We start from the raw sequence: 14,562 nt of genomic DNA on the forward strand, positions 1-14,562 counted from the left end.
GAATTATAGGGAGTGTTGAAAGTGAATCCGTTATTATTCGATTTTCCTTCTGAATTTTATACTGGAAGGCTATTGATTCGAATGCCGAAACCGGGTGATGGTAAAGCTGTATACGATGCCATTCAAGCTTCTATGAAAGAATTAAAACCATGGATGGTTTTTGCACAAAAAGAGCAAACAGAGGAAGAAGTAGAAGTGAGCATTAGAAAATCGCATATTCAATTTTTGCAGCGTGAGGATTTAAGGTTACTAGTTTTTTCGAAAGAAACAGGTGAGTTTATTGCATCAGCTGGATTGCATCGTATTAATTGGGATATACCTCAATTTGAAATCGGGTATTGGATTGATTCAAGATTTAGTGGACAGGGCTATATGGTAGAGGCTGCAAAGGGGATAACGGATTTCGCCTTTTCTGAACTAAAAGCAAATCGCGTAGAAATTCGTTGTGATGCTTTAAATAAGAAGAGTAGAGCGATCCCTGAAAAATTGGGCTTTAAATTAGAAGGTACGTTAGAAAGTGCGAGTGTTGCAGTAGATGGAAATGGATTAAGGGATATGTGTGTATTTGCGATGACTAGAAATACATATGAAAAAGAAGAGCTGTAGAGAAACGGCTCTTCTTTTTGTGCATTATGGTACAGGATGTCCGTTAGAGCTTTCAAAAATTGTAAACCATTGTTGACGGTCTAAGTTAACTTTTGTAGCAAGTGCGGCCGTTTTAACACGATCTAATTTACCAGAGCCGACGATGGGCATCATATTAGCTGGATGTGCAAGTAACCAAGCATACATAACCGTATCGATACTAGAAACACCTAGCTCAGTAGCAACTTTTTGCACAGTTTCACGTACACGTACAGCACGTTCTGATTGACCAGTAAAGATTTCTCCGCCAGCAAGAGGTGACCAAATCATTGGATTGATTCGTTTTTCCTGACATAAATCAATTGTTCCCTTTTCAAAATGCTCAAGCTGCAGAGCTGATACTTCAATTTGGTTTGTAATAAGCGGGAAATCTAAGTATGAACTTAACATATTGAATTGGGAAGGTAAAAAGTTAGATACACCAAAATGACGAACTTTTCCTTCTTGTCTTAAGCGTGAGAACGCTTCTGCCACTTCATTTGGATCCATGAAAGGATCAGGACGATGGATAAGTAATACGTCAATATAATCTGTATGTAAATTTTTAAGTGAAGCTTCTGCACTTTGAATAATATGTTCTGCACTAGTGTTGTAGTGAGCAACATAACGCTCTGGAAATTTTGGTGATGGGGGAGCGATTCCACATTTTGTGATGATTTGCATGTTTTCACGTAAGGAAGGCTTTAGTTGTAATGCCTCTCCGAACAGTCCTTCACACGTATAACCGCCATAAATATCAGCGTGATCAAAAGTAGTAATTCCCATATCCATACAATCTTCAATGAAAGAAAGTAATTCTTGTTTCGTCATATTCCATTCTGCTAAACGCCAAAAACCTTGAATAATACGAGAAAATTCTAGCGTTTCGGCCATTTGAACTCGTTCCATTATAAGTACCCCCTTGATGAATGATTATTATTTTGAAAAGGCTTTCTTACTACATGTTATTATATAGTTAATTAGGTGTACATACAATAAATATGTTTAGCCACAAAAACGTTTTTCTCTATATGCTATAATGTAAAAATATATAGCTATAAGGAGATGTAAGGCATGATTCCAGTAACAATATTAACTGGTTTTCTTGGATCAGGGAAAACGACATTATTAAATCGTATTTTATCAGAGAATCACGGTCAGAAATTAGCGGTGATCGTAAATGAAATCGGGCAAATTGGTATTGATAATCAGTTGATTATGAATGTTGAAGAAGAAATTATGGAAATGACAAACGGCTGTTTGTGCTGTACTGTACGTGAGGATTTACTCGTTGCGTTAAAACAATTACTGGACGTAAAAGCAGAAGGGAAAATGGACTTTGATGGATTAGTAATTGAAACGACTGGTCTTGCAAATCCAGGTCCTATTATTCAAACATTCTTTTTAGATCCTGTTATTCAATCTGCATACCAAATTAATGGTGTTGTAACAGTAGTAGATAGTTATCATATACATAAACATTTTGAAAAAGGGCTAGAAGCAAAAGAACAAATTGCATTTGCTGATGTTGTATTAGTGAATAAGTTAGATTTAATTGAAGAGAGTGAAAAAGAAAATCTCTTACATGAACTTCAAGGAATAAACCCGACTGCAAAGTTAATTCAGTCGACTAATTGTGATGTGGATATTCCATCGTTACTACAAATTCAAACGTTTAAAACGAAAGATACGTTACAAATTTATCCTCATACAGAGCATAATCATTTAGAAGGTGTAAAATCGTTTGTACTACGCGAAGAGCGTCCGTTAGATTTACAAAAACTAAATGAGTGGATGTCAGCTGTCGTTCAAGAACTAGGAGAATACTTATATCGCTACAAAGGAATTTTATCGATTGATGGAGTGGATAAACGTATCGTTTTCCAAGGTGTACATACGTTATTTGCTGCTTCGTATGATAGAGAGTGGCAAGAGGGCGAAGATCGAGTAAGTGAAGTTGTTTTCATCGGAAAAGATATTAATAAAGAATGGTTCCAAGCACATTTTGAGGAGTGTGTGAAGTAAGTCTGCGCATATTGCAGGCTTATTTTTTGGATTAACTAAGCACTTTGTAGAGAAATGCTAGATTGCAAAAAATGAAGGATAATAAAAAAGCCTGTTTTCACAGGCTTGTATGTTCATCTAAAAGTAACTCCATTACAACACCTACAACAGGGCCTTCATCATCAATATCGCCATTTAAACGGAATCCAAATGATTCATATAATCCCATTGCAAGTTTGTTATCTGGATGTAAACTTAAATAAATTGTTTTACATTCAAATTTATTTTGTAAGAATTGAATAAGCAAGCGAAGGAAACGTTTTGCGTATCCTTTTCCTTGATATTGTTGGTCAATCATAAAGCGGTCTAACCATACGCTTTTACGTTTTTCACAATACCATCCATACATTGTATATCCTACAAGTGTTTCTCCATCATATAAACCTACTGACGTTCCGTTTCTCTCATATAATGATTCTGCTAGAGAAAACGCATTGCTTTCAATAAATTGCTGCTGGTCTTCTGCGACGTTTAAAGCAGCTACCGAACGCCAATTTTTTTCTGTTACTTCACAAATGTGAAGAGTCATAATTCCAACTCACCTTCTAAATTGATATAGCTTGAAAGCTAATATGGATAATTTTACTTGTTATTTTGGTCAAGTCAAGTAGAAGCACATAAAAAAGAAGAGGTTGCCCAAAAATAGCTGAATAGCTACTTTTGGGCAACCTCTTTAATGTTTATGCTTCATTATGTTAATAAGAGCATCTCCATTGGTGAGCTCAATATTTTTATTCACTGCACATTGCACTCGTTGAAGGGGCACTTGGTTTTGTATTGTCTGCTGTATGTAATATCCTACAGGAGAAATTCTGGATTGTGTTTTTAGGAACAAATTGATCCTTATATTTATCAATTTGGATAACTAGTTAAAATAAAGATGCTGGTTTAGGATTTGCTATTGTTACAAAATAGGTAAGGCTTATAAAAGCAGAACCCTTATAAGGTTCTGCTTTTATTTGGTGTAATTAATTGTCTATATCTAGTGTAAATCCCCATATAGGTTTTTTTTCTTCAATTAACTCAACATCTGTCCTATTTACTTCCATATGAAATTCCCCACGACCTGGTACAGACATATTTAGTTCGTGTCCTACCTGTGGATTATTTGTAGCAATAACTACTTTGAATTCGCTTGCAGTTAGTACTCCGAAATTATGTCCTTTATATTTTGCGAATAATGTAACATTATAGGCAGCATCTAAATCTGACTTTTTAACTTGTTTTATCAATAGATTATTATCCCACGCATGAGGTATAAACCCATTTTTTAACTCCGCAATGTCTCTTGAAACAATATTAATGAATTCACCATCTTCTTTACCTAAAGAATACTCTTTGCCTTGATACACCCCATATAAACCTTTTCTAATCACAAAAAACAACCTCCATTATTTATTTTTGGTAGCAGGTATAAATCTATCTAAATCACTACTAAATACTCCTACCAATGTCTCTTCTCCATTTATTACAGTATAAATCTCGGCACCATCACTAGGTGACATATATTGCCCCCATGCTGTTTCGTATTCTGGAATAATGTGTCCGTTTTCGGCAGCTGTAAAACCATTTCCTGTTTGAGGAAATGTAACATACTCATTTGGTTTTACATTTAAAGAATCTCCAAATGATTCAGCGTAAGGAATTTTCATTTTATCAACTTGATTTGTTTTAAATCTAATAGTTGCGTAATCACTAGTTGTAGTGTAAGGTGTTCCTTCATAATCTAAGCGTAGTGATTCATATACATCCTTAGGGGAGTGAATTTGTTTCACATCTTCCATTTTAGCTACACAACCTCCTACGGAATTAAAATATTCAGTTTCCTTCAGGTAATTTTCGACACTGTCCAAACTAATTACTTTTTGTAATAATGTATCTTGATTTGGTGCTGGAACAGAATCTCGTATTTTTTTCATAATTTGAATTTCTTCAGCATTCAATTCAGTGTAATGTTTCACTTTAAGGTTATGGAATTGTTCGTTTGATATATTTGCCTCTTTTAAAACATTATCTATTTGCGAAGCAAATCCCTCGCCTATATGTTCCGATAAATTTTCACGGTTAAAACTTGGAGTAACCTCTACAGCTTTTGGAGTAGTACCTATATTACCTTCACCTTTAGCAAACTGGTAGGTTGAAAGTTTTTCTTCGGCTTGTCTAAAAGCAGCACTATCAAATACAGATCTACCACCATTACCGCCTGCGAAAGCCAAATTATCGCCTTTATTAAATAATTGTCCAGCTTTTGAGATACCTTGAGAGAATTTAGCCCCTTGTGCTAGTTTTGCAGCCTTACTAACCCCTTTATCTCCAAGAAGACCTAATCCAATTTGTGTTAAAGCATAAGATCCCCATCTCGCACGGGTCTCTGCATCACCATTTATTACATCTTTATTAAAAGAGTCGGATAATGCATTCCACATAGCAGGTAAAGCTTCATCTAAATGGGTGACAGTGTAGCCCATGCCTTTCCAAGTTTCCCAGTCACCTAATGCTTTTATACCGTCAATTGTATCTCCAACAGCATCTCCCGCACCATCTACTATACCATCCCATACTTTTCCTAAGAAAGATTTTTCAGGTGCTTTACTAGACTTAGTCGTTTTTTGGGATGTTACATCTTCACTATCTGCAACGCGGAATTTCTCAGCAATTCTCTTTAATTCTTCTTCAACATGTACAAGCGCATTAATAGCTGTGAATGCGGATGGTCTCGCATTGTTAAACATTTGAATGAAGTTTTGATTTGATGCGCCTGTCCATTGAAAACACATGTAATCAATTTGATTGCATAAGTTATTATGTATAGATTCTAATGCGTGCTTTGTATCGTTTGCCCGTTTTGCAACTCGTTCCAATTCTTCGGGCGTTACTTTTATTTGAACCATTTTTTTCCTCCCTTTCCCGATTAAAATTATGAGGTAAGGAAGGGGAAATGTAAATACTTAATATTAAGAAAAAATAGCTATATTATATGAAAAAATTATGGATGAATCTAATGTAAATGTGAAGTGGATATAGAGTTTTTATGAGCATGAAAAGATGTAGTTTCAATTGAAACTACATCTCTAAAATGAACTACTCTTGATTCTTAAAGATTTTCTCATCCATATTAAAGTTAAAATAAAAAACTGTCTCCAAAAGGTCTTATTTAAAGACCTTTTGAGACAGCCTCTTCTTATTAAAAATTGGTTAGTTAGTAGCTTCTTTCAATGTGTTTACGTTTTCTTCCATTAAAGTGAAGTAATCTTTATTATTTTTCGCATCGTCTTCAGAAATAGTAGCTAAGTGATTTAAGCGTAAAATCTTTGTACCTGTTTCTTTTTGAATAACGGATGCTACTTTTGGAGTAGAAAATGTTTCAAATAAAATATATTTTAGATTATGTTCTTTTACTGTTTTTGTAATGTCAGCAAGTTGTTTTTGAGATGGTTCATCAGAAGCTGAAATACCGGCGATAGCAATTTGTTTCAGGCCATAGCGTTGTTCCCAGTATCCATAAGCCGCATGAGAAACTAAAATATCTTTCGTTTTTGCATTCGCAACTGCTGCTTTAAATTGATCATCTAAATCAGTAAATTTTGTTTGAAGTGCTGCAAAGTTTTTTTCGAACTCTTGTTTATGGTCAGGTTGTAATGCTACAAGTGCATTTTTAATTTTTTCTGCTTGTTTCATTGCTAGAGTAGGGTCTAACCAAATGTGTGGGTCTTTATCGTGATGATGTTCATCCTCTTTATGGCCGTCTCCGTGATCATGATGCTCTTCTTCAGTAGAAGTACGCAGTTCAATACCTTTTGATGCATTTACAATTTTAACGTTTTCTTTTTGTAATGTTTTTTCCATTTTTTCAGCAAATGGTTCTAATTCAGCGCCGTTATAAACGAATAAATCGGCTTTTGCAACTTGTACTGTTTGTTTCTGACTTGGTTCAAATGTATGAGAATCTGCACCAGGTGGGTAAATTGCTTCAACAGTTACATAGTCGCCACCAATTTTTTTTGCGAAATCTGCAAGAGGAAAAATAGTTGTATAAACAGTTAGTTTTCCGTCTTTCTTGGCATTACCTTCTTTTGTATTTGAGCAGCCAGTAAAAATTAAAGTGAAAATAAGTAAGAATGAAAGTATAGTCAATCTTTTAGGCATGAAGTTCTCCTCTTTTCTTTTTTTACGGATATATTTTCCCCAATTATAGAAGAAAAATATCATTTTAATACAAAACGGAATAATTACGTTTTAGTTTGCGAACTTAGTATAATACATCTTTTATAAAGTTGCAATAAATAATAATCATTCCGATTTGATTTTGTTATAAAGTTGTCAAATATAGATGTGTTATTTTTGCGAATACATGCATATGTGACAACGTAGTGTTCATATATATGAAAGGAGGGTGTAGAGGGGGATGAGTGTTTGGGTTATTTAATGGAAGCTATTTTATTGATATTAGCGGTAGTACTACCATTAGCCGTAGTCTTAATTTTTTTAAGAAGATTAATAAGTAATTTAGGAGATGCATCAACCGTAACAAAATTACGAGAAAAAGATGAGAAAAAAGAGTGAGTAAAGCACTATGCGTACGCATAGTGCTTTACTTGTGGTAAAATGAGAGAAGGAAACTCCTAAAAGTTGTATGTTACTAAAGGAGAGAAAAGTAAAATAAGAGGTATATGCATATATGAATAAGCGAACAGCGTTAGTACTTGGTGCAAGTGGTTTAGTTGGGCAAGAGATAACGCGTCTATTACTTGAATCAGATTACTACGATTCGGTTACTATTTTTGTAAGAGAACCAATGCAATGGCAACATGAAAAGTTACAGCAAAAGCAAGTAGATTATTTGGCATTAGAGGAATATAAAGAGTTCTTTGCTGTAGATGACGTATTTAGTTGTCTAGGAACAACAATCAAAAAAGCAAAAACAAAAGCTAATTTCAAAAAGGTAGATTATGAATATACGTTACGAGCGGCTTGTTTAGCTGAAAAACAAGGGGTGCAAAATTTCCTTGTTGTGTCCTCAATGGGAGCGAATCCTAAATCGTTTTTCTTTTATTCACAAGTGAAAGGAAGAATGGAAGAGGAATTGCAAAAGTTAGTAATCGGTGGTATTCACATTTTTAGGCCATCTTTATTAGTAGGAAATCGACAAGAATTTCGCTTAGGTGAACGAATGGCGGAAAAATTATCTCGTATTATTCCTTTTATATTTAAAGGGGCATTCAAAAAGTATAAACCGATTTCAGCTAAAGATGTGGCGAAAGGGATGTATATAACTGCATTGCGAGAAGAATCAGGTATCCACATTTATAATTCAAATGAAATTACAACGATAGAATAAATAAAACCGAGAAGAAAAGCTTCTCGGTTTTATTTATTTGTACTGATTTTCCCAGGCGCTCGCTCGTATTGATACGGTTCTTCTAACTCAAAGCCAAGTTCATTGGCGGCTATTCGTGGGAAGTAAGGATTGCGAAGTAACTCACGTCCGATAAAAATTAAATCTGCTTCGTTATTATTTAAAATTTGCTCTGCTTGTGCCCCAGTCGTAATCAATCCAACTGCACCAGTTGCAATGTTAGCATGTTCTTTAATATGTTTAGCATATTGTACTTGATACCCAGGATAAACATCGATGCGTGCAGGTACAACAGCCCCAGAGCTACAATCGATTAAATCTACTCCTTGTTCTTTCATCCATTTTGTATACTGAACATAATCTTGAACTGTTAACCCGTCAGGATGATAATCATTTGCTGAAATACGGACAAATAACGGTCCGTTCCAAACTTCATTTATGGAGTCAATGATTTCGCGTAAGAAACGATAGCGGTTTTCAGGTGAACCACCATATTCATCAGTCCGCTTATTGGTAAGTGGAGAAAGAAATTCATTAATAAGATAACCGTGAGCACCGTGTATTTCAATAACGTCAAATCCAGCTTGTTTGGATCGTACTGCAGCTTGCTGAAAAGCTAATACAGTATCTTTAATTTGGTGTTTGCTCATCTCTATTGGTATTTTCATTGTTTCATTAAATGGAATGGCTGAAGGAGCTAACACATCTGTTTCTAATGCTGCTTTTCTTCCAGCGTGAGCGAGCTGGATGGCAGCTTTTGCACCATTATCGTGTATAAAAGTTGTCGTTTTATGTAAGCCTTCAATTAAACTGTCATCCCAAATGCCTAAGTCTTTATTTGAAATTCGCCCTTCAGGTAACACGGCTGTTGCTTCAATCATAACTAAACCAACTTGACCGGCAGCTCTTGTTCCATAATGAATGAGATGGAAATTCGTTACTTGGCCATCCCCGTTTTCCGATGAATACATGCACATAGGTGACATAACAATCCGGTTTTTTAATGTAACATCCTTAATTGTATAAGGTGAAAAAAGTTCGTAATTCATTCAATAGCCTCCTAGATTGAATTTTCTTACATTGTATCATTCTCGTTTTTGTTTCTCGAATAAAACGCTTATACGAAAAATTTTGTCTATTCGTGTTACAATAATGAATATGAATTGAATTGGAGGATGACATATGTACCAAGCTTATTATGAAAGTGAATTAGGCTTGCTAGAAATTACAGCGAACGATAAAGGAATTACGTCTGTTATATTTGTTGATGAGAGACAAGAAGAACATACAAATGAAATGATAGATCAATGTATAAATGAGCTCGATGAATATTTTAAGGGGAATAGAAAAGAGTTCACAGTCCCGTTGTCTGCTGAGGGAACAGCATTTCAAAAAAATGTATGGGATGCGCTCTATACGATTCCTTATGGCGTAAGTGCTTCATATTTAGATATTGCAGAGAAAGTTGGAAATACGAAAGCTGTACGAGCAATAGGAGGAGCAAATAGTCGCAATCCGATTTCAATAATCGTTCCGTGTCATCGTGTAATAGGAAAGAGCGGGAAACTTGTTGGGTATGCGGGCGGTTTATGGAGGAAAGAGTGGTTATTAAAACACGAAGGTATTTTGAAATGACGTATGGATGGGAAGAGGGATTGTTTTGAAATGTATAAATTGTGGGCAACTTTGCGAGGGAAATCAGTTAAATTGTGAAAGTTGCCAGCGGACTTTGCATACTGAACAGAGTGAAGGAAGTTCGCTAATAGACAAGGAATTAGAAGTATATGTAGGGAGACAATATCCGTATTACAAAAGGAAATGGGAGCTTGAGGAAAAGCGGATTGCTAGGTGGAGCTGGAATGGTTGGGCAGCTATTTTCAATGTAGGTTGGCTCGGATATCGTAAGTATTATTTACCTGCAGCTTTATTTGTATTGTTATTATTAGCGTGTGATGCGTTTTCTTATTATATGGGCTTCAACGTAGCATTGCCGATCATTAATATGGTGCCTCTTACGTTTCTATTACTCGTTTTTATTTTATTTGGAATGGCGATTTTTACGAATGGATTATATTATCAATTTGCAGAAAGGCGTATATATCGAATAAAAGCACGAGAAATTCAAGATGAATCGGTTGAAAAGTACCTCATTCGTGATAGTGGTGGAACGAGTAAAATGGGAGCAACAATTGTTACGATTTTAGCGGTTGCTAGTATTTTTATCAGCCATTTCTTTTTCCCGACTGATCGAGATATTATTCAAAAGGTTCGTACAAGCTCGCTATATGAATATCCATTCTTTTCAATTGGTGAATCGTTTGAAAATTATTTTAGAAATCCGGGTTGGGCATATTATCGTGGCACTGAAGGATTAGAATTGGTAGAGTTCCAAGGGGATAGTCCGGATATGTCGAAGAAAAAGGTTACGATCCAATTTGTTGTGGATTATAAATTGGGTGAGATCGAGCCATACTCACTTATGATTAATGGCGAATCTAAAAATGAGGAAGAATTTTTAAAGATAATGGACGAAATATTTAAAGTTCAAAATCCATTTGACATAGAGGATGGATTACAAGTAAAAGAAATAGAAAAAGAAGTGGATAGTAGAGCTCTCTATCCGCTTCTTTTTTTGTATATACGAAAATAATATTTGAAATAATCTGAATCTTTTGTATAATAATATGTATTATACTGGCTTTCATTTATCCCGCTTTAATGGGCAGTAAGACCCCCATCTCAAAATTCAGTGAAAGGAAAGAAGTTAGGTGGGGGTCGGGCTGCCCATAAAAGCCCGATTGGTTCAACTAATAATCAGTGGGGGATGAAGAACCCCCCCGCTGATTAAAGTTTCACTTTATACATATAGATTGGGGGAAGGAACAATGAAGAGAAAGGTAACAACGATTGCTGCAGTTGCATTATCGACTAGCGTATTAGTTGCAGGTTGCGGAAATGGGGAGAAGGCATCTACAACGAAGAAAGAAGCAGGTAAGGGGGCAGCAGATAAGCAAGTATTAAACTTACTAGAAACAGCAGAAATTCCTTCAATGGATACGTCAAAATCAACAGACTCTGTATCATTCCGTGCCTTTGTAAATGCAATGGAAGGATTATATCGTTTGGATAAGGATAATAAACCAACTCCAGGTATGGCAAAAGACGTGAAAATTAGTGAAGATAAAAAGACATATACATTTGAATTACGTGATGCGAAATGGTCAAATGGTGATCCAGTTCGAGCACAAGATTTTGTATATGCATGGCAACGTACATTAGATAAAGCAACGGCAGCTGAGTATGCATTTATTTTATTTGATGTGAAAAATGCACAGAAAGTAAATAAAGGAGAGTTACCGTTAGATCAATTAGGAGTGAAAGCGAAGGATGATAAAACGTTAGTAGTAGAATTAGAACAACCAGCACCATATTTCCTTGAGCTTACTTCATTCCCAACATTCTTCCCTTTAAATGAAAAATATGTGAAAGAACAAGGAGATAAATACGGATTAGAAGCAGATAAATTATTATATAATGGACCGTTTACGATGAGTGAATGGAAACATGAACGAAGTTATCAGTTAAAGAAAAACCCTAATTATTGGGATAAAGATACTGTGAAGTTAGAAGAAATTAATGTGAATATTGTGAAGGAAACAAGCACAGGAGTAAATTTATATGATAGTGATCAAGCGGACCGTGTTATTTTAACTTCTGAATTTGTTGATAAATATAAAAAGAATAAGCCAGATGAATTTAAAACGAAGTTAGATCCACGTATGTATTTCTTACGATTTAACCAAAAAAATGCAACGTTTAAAAATCAAAAAGTTCGTGAAGCGATTGACCTAGCATATGATAAAAAAGGAATTGCAAATGTTATTTTAAATGACGGGTCATTGCCAGCATATTTCTTAGTACCTGAAAAATTTACGACAGGACCAGATGGGAAAGATTTCCGTTCTGTAAATAAAAATTTCCGTGACAGTAAAGATAATGCAGCAAAAGCAAAAAAAATATGGGAAGAAGCGAAGAAGGAACTTGGCCAAGATACAATTACAGTAGAATTACTAAATGATGATAACGGTAGCCGTAAAAAAGTAGGCGACTTTATTAAAGAAGAGTTAGAGAAAAACTTACCTGGTATTAAAGTGAATTTGAAACAGCAGCCATATAAGCAGAAGTTAGATTTAGAAAAGAAATTCGAATATGAATTTTCTTTATCTGCATGGAGTCCAGACTATCCAGATCCAATGACTTATATTGATATGTTTGTTACTGGAAGTTCATTTAATGAAATGGATTATTCTAATCCGAAGTATGATGATTTAGTAGCGAAATCAAAAGGAGAGCTATTAAAAGATGATAAAGCACGCTGGAAAGCACTTGCAGAAGCTGAAAAAATCTTAATTGGTCAAGATGCTGCGATTTCTCCTACGTATCAACAAAGTACAGCATATTTAGAGAAACCGTACGTAAAAGGTATTGCGAATCATACGTTTGGTGGGGACTTCAGTTATAAATGGGCATATATTACAAAAAAATAGTATAATAAAAGATGAGTGAATTTTCGCTCATCTTTTATTTGTATAGGAGGAATTATAGTTGTTAAACGGAATCAATCATCTATGTTTTTCAGTATCTAATCTAGAAGATTCTATTGAATTTTACGAAAAAGTATTGGAAGGAGAATTATTAGTTAGAGGAAGAAAACTTGCATATTTTAATATATGTGGAGTATGGGTAGCACTTAATGAAGAAATACATATTCCGAGAAATGAGATTTATCAATCTTATACACATATTGCGTTTTCTGTTGAACAGAAAGACTTTGAACGTCTACTGCAGCGATTAGAAGAAAATGATGTTCATATTTTAAAAGGAAGAGAACGTGATGTAAGGGATTGTGAATCTATCTATTTTGTTGACCCAGACGGGCATAAGTTTGAATTTCATTCAGGGACATTGCAAGACAGACTTAATTATTATAGGGAAGATAAACCTCATATGACATTTTACTAAGGAGGAAAAGAAGTTGCATGCGCTAGTAATTGGTGGAACAGGAATGCTAAAGAGGGTGTCTATGTGGCTTTGTGAGCAAGAGTTTCATGTTTCTATTATTGGAAGAGATGAAGTGAAATTAGAAAATGTTAAACGAGAGAGTGCTATACCAGAAAATATCACATGCCTTCCGTTAGATTATCATAATGATGACGATGTGAAGGTAGCTATTAAAAACACAATTGAGCGGAATGGACCAATAACATTAGTTGTCGCATGGATACACTCAAGTGCAAAGGATGCGTTATCACTCATTTGTAGAGAATTAGACTTGTCGTCTGAAACATACAACGTTTTTCATATTTTAGGCAGTAAAGCGTCGAGAATAGCCTCACAAAAAATAGGCGGTACGCGATGTAGCTATCATAGAATAATTTTAGGTTTTATATTAGAAGATACATACGGAAGATGGCTTACTCATGAAGAAATATCGGATGGAGTAATAAAAGGAATTGAAAGTAAATGTGATGAATGGATTGTAGGACGAGTAGAACCGTGGGAATTACGGCCAACATGGTAAGGGGGAATTGAAGTGAAGACAACGGTATATGTAACAAGGCATGGTGAGACGGAATGGAATGTAGCGAAGCGAATGCAAGGACGAAAAAATTCTGCTTTAACTGAAAATGGTATACTGCAAGCTAAGCAATTAGGAGAGCGAATGAAAGATTTATCTATTCATGCGATCTATAGTAGTCCGAGTGAAAGAACCCTTCATACTGCAGAGTTAATAAAGGGAGAACGTGATATACCGATAATCGCGGATGAGCATTTCTATGAAATTAACATGGGTATATGGGAAGGACAGACAATTGATGATATAGAAAGGCAATACCCAGACGACATACAGTTATTTTGGTATGAACCACATCTTTTTCAGTCAACATCAGGAGAAAATTTTGAGGCTGTTCATAAAAGGGTAATTGAGGGGATGCAGCTTCTTTTGGAAAAGCATAAAGGAGAAAATATATTAATTGTCTCCCATGCGGCAGCGGCAAAGCTACTTGTAGGACATTTTGCGGGTATTGAAATAGAAAATGTGTGGGATGATCCATTTATGCATAGTGCTAGTTTGAGTATTATAGAATTTGAAGAAGATAAAGGTGAAGTGAAGCAATTTGCAGATATAAGTCATTTTCAATAAAGCGGGATAAACGTAAAAAAGGCCGCAAAGCGGCCTTTTTGTAGGCATAAAAACTAACAATTACGTTTTTTATACCAGAAGTGATCAAATTTCTTGTGTTTGCAAGATGGGAATTTATGTCCGCCCTTGCAATCGTTCCACTTGTGTCCGCCATCGTGACAGTCTTTACCATGATCACATGTATCATCGCAAGAGTGACCGTGTCTGTTAGGGAAGAATTCGCATTTTTTACAGAAACTTCGTTTTGTCCAGAAAAATTTCTTTTCAAAGCGTATGCATTTTGTAACGAAAGTACAATGTTTTCTGCGAGTAC

At 35.2% G+C, this 14,562-nt stretch carries 16 protein-coding genes and 1 pseudogene; 10 read left to right on the forward strand and 7 right to left on the reverse strand.

Translation table 11 applies throughout. The annotated features are described in order from the left end of the window. Positions 1-21: 21 nt before the first annotated feature. A complete protein-coding gene (locus MR079_RS20395; protein WP_139867557.1) occupies positions 22-606 on the forward strand; it encodes a GNAT family N-acetyltransferase in 585 nt (194 codons plus the stop codon). A 24-nt stretch (positions 607-630) separates the two neighbouring features. Here the strand turns inward: MR079_RS20395 and MR079_RS20400 are convergent, their stop codons facing one another. Further along, the gene (locus MR079_RS20400) at positions 631-1,533 is read right to left on the reverse strand and encodes an aldo/keto reductase (RefSeq protein ID WP_000442792.1); all 903 of its coding nucleotides are present in this window, start codon (positions 1,531-1,533) and stop codon (positions 631-633) included. A 165-nt stretch (positions 1,534-1,698) separates the two neighbouring features. On the opposite strand from MR079_RS20400, the gene MR079_RS20405 reads away from it, so the two are divergent. Beyond that, entirely contained in the window at positions 1,699-2,649 is a 951-nt protein-coding gene (locus MR079_RS20405; RefSeq protein WP_000613439.1) for a CobW family GTP-binding protein, read from the forward strand. 97 nt (positions 2,650-2,746) lie between these two features. Here MR079_RS20405 and MR079_RS20410 read toward each other — a convergent pair whose 3' ends face one another. The 4 genes from MR079_RS20410 to MR079_RS20425 all read right to left on the reverse strand — a co-directional run bounded on the left by MR079_RS20410 (position 2,747) and on the right by MR079_RS20425 (position 6,834). Beyond that, positions 2,747-3,217 (reverse strand): GNAT family N-acetyltransferase, encoded by a 471-nt coding sequence (locus MR079_RS20410; protein ID WP_242294512.1) that lies wholly within the window; start codon positions 3,215-3,217, stop codon positions 2,747-2,749. 439 nt (positions 3,218-3,656) lie between these two features. Then, the gene (locus MR079_RS20415) at positions 3,657-4,064 is read right to left on the reverse strand and encodes a hypothetical protein (protein WP_000619626.1); all 408 of its coding nucleotides are present in this window, start codon (positions 4,062-4,064) and stop codon (positions 3,657-3,659) included. Positions 4,065-4,079: 15 nt separating this feature from the next. Next, positions 4,080-5,579 carry a WXG100 family type VII secretion target gene (locus MR079_RS20420; RefSeq protein WP_139867553.1) on the reverse strand — a complete coding sequence of 500 codons (1,500 nt, stop codon included), beginning with the start codon at positions 5,577-5,579 and terminating at the stop codon, positions 4,080-4,082. 304 nt (positions 5,580-5,883) lie between these two features. After that, positions 5,884-6,834: a metal ABC transporter substrate-binding protein gene (locus tag MR079_RS20425; protein WP_001126183.1), complete on the reverse strand. Its 951-nt coding sequence runs from the start codon at positions 6,832-6,834 to the stop codon at positions 5,884-5,886. 267 nt (positions 6,835-7,101) lie between these two features. Here MR079_RS20425 and MR079_RS20430 point away from each other — a divergent pair, with 267 nt between their 5' ends. After that, positions 7,102-7,251: a hypothetical protein gene (locus tag MR079_RS20430; protein ID WP_000540927.1), complete on the forward strand. Its 150-nt coding sequence runs from the start codon at positions 7,102-7,104 to the stop codon at positions 7,249-7,251. Between the two features lie 115 nt (positions 7,252-7,366). Next, complete coding sequence (locus tag MR079_RS20435) at positions 7,367-8,026, forward strand: oxidoreductase (RefSeq protein WP_001992819.1); 660 nt, start codon at positions 7,367-7,369, stop codon at positions 8,024-8,026. Between the two features lie 29 nt (positions 8,027-8,055). Here MR079_RS20435 and namA read toward each other — a convergent pair whose 3' ends face one another. Then, a complete protein-coding gene (gene namA, locus MR079_RS20440; RefSeq protein WP_001992792.1) occupies positions 8,056-9,093 on the reverse strand; it encodes an NADPH dehydrogenase NamA in 1,038 nt (345 codons plus the stop codon). 133 nt (positions 9,094-9,226) lie between these two features. On the opposite strand from namA, the gene MR079_RS20445 reads away from it, so the two are divergent. From MR079_RS20445 to MR079_RS20470, 6 genes are all read left to right on the forward strand, one after another. Next, positions 9,227-9,679, forward strand: a complete 453-nt coding sequence (locus tag MR079_RS20445; RefSeq protein WP_049113109.1) for a methylated-DNA--[protein]-cysteine S-methyltransferase — start codon at positions 9,227-9,229, stop codon at positions 9,677-9,679. Positions 9,680-9,704: 25 nt separating this feature from the next. Further along, on the forward strand, positions 9,705-10,694 hold the full coding sequence (locus MR079_RS20450) for a DUF2628 domain-containing protein (RefSeq protein ID WP_242294513.1): 990 nt from the start codon (positions 9,705-9,707) through the stop codon (positions 10,692-10,694). A gap of 235 nt (positions 10,695-10,929) precedes the next feature. After that, positions 10,930-12,591 (forward strand): peptide ABC transporter substrate-binding protein, encoded by a 1,662-nt coding sequence (locus tag MR079_RS20455; protein WP_242294514.1) that lies wholly within the window; start codon positions 10,930-10,932, stop codon positions 12,589-12,591. 58 nt (positions 12,592-12,649) lie between these two features. Next, positions 12,650-13,066, forward strand: a complete 417-nt coding sequence (gene fosB / locus MR079_RS20460; RefSeq protein ID WP_242294515.1) for a FosBx1 family fosfomycin resistance bacillithiol transferase — start codon at positions 12,650-12,652, stop codon at positions 13,064-13,066. A 13-nt stretch (positions 13,067-13,079) separates the two neighbouring features. After that, on the forward strand, positions 13,080-13,625 hold the full coding sequence (locus MR079_RS20465; protein ID WP_139867543.1) for a short-chain dehydrogenase: 546 nt from the start codon (positions 13,080-13,082) through the stop codon (positions 13,623-13,625). A 12-nt stretch (positions 13,626-13,637) separates the two neighbouring features. Next, positions 13,638-14,249, forward strand: a complete 612-nt coding sequence (locus tag MR079_RS20470; RefSeq protein ID WP_242294516.1) for a phosphoserine phosphatase 1 — start codon at positions 13,638-13,640, stop codon at positions 14,247-14,249. 53 nt (positions 14,250-14,302) lie between these two features. Here the strand turns inward: MR079_RS20470 and exsB are convergent. Then, positions 14,303-14,562: pseudogene (gene exsB / locus MR079_RS20475) on the reverse strand (exosporium protein ExsB); the annotation flags it as partial.

The organism is Bacillus cereus group sp. BfR-BA-01381, from assembly GCF_022663555.1.
In the GTDB taxonomy this organism is placed as follows: domain Bacteria; phylum Bacillota; class Bacilli; order Bacillales; family Bacillaceae_G; genus Bacillus_A; species Bacillus_A pacificus.

Bases quoted from the DNA above. Each gene is read 5' to 3' on its own strand.
- MR079_RS20455 (WP_242294514.1), top strand. From the start codon at position 10,930: ATGAAGAGAAAGGTAACAACGATTGCTGCAGTTGCATTATCGACTAGC.
- MR079_RS20420 (WP_139867553.1), bottom strand. From the start codon at position 5,579: ATGGTTCAAATAAAAGTAACGCCCGAAGAATTGGAACGAGTTGCAAAA.
- MR079_RS20435 (WP_001992819.1), top strand. From the start codon at position 7,367: ATGAATAAGCGAACAGCGTTAGTACTTGGTGCAAGTGGTTTAGTTGGG.
- MR079_RS20425 (WP_001126183.1), bottom strand. From the start codon at position 6,834: ATGCCTAAAAGATTGACTATACTTTCATTCTTACTTATTTTCACTTTA.
- MR079_RS20410 (WP_242294512.1), bottom strand. From the start codon at position 3,217: ATGACTCTTCACATTTGTGAAGTAACAGAAAAAAATTGGCGTTCGGTA.
- namA (WP_001992792.1), bottom strand. From the start codon at position 9,093: ATGAATTACGAACTTTTTTCACCTTATACAATTAAGGATGTTACATTA.
- MR079_RS20445 (WP_049113109.1), top strand. From the start codon at position 9,227: ATGTACCAAGCTTATTATGAAAGTGAATTAGGCTTGCTAGAAATTACA.
- MR079_RS20400 (WP_000442792.1), bottom strand. From the start codon at position 1,533: ATGGAACGAGTTCAAATGGCCGAAACGCTAGAATTTTCTCGTATTATT.
- MR079_RS20405 (WP_000613439.1), top strand. From the start codon at position 1,699: ATGATTCCAGTAACAATATTAACTGGTTTTCTTGGATCAGGGAAAACG.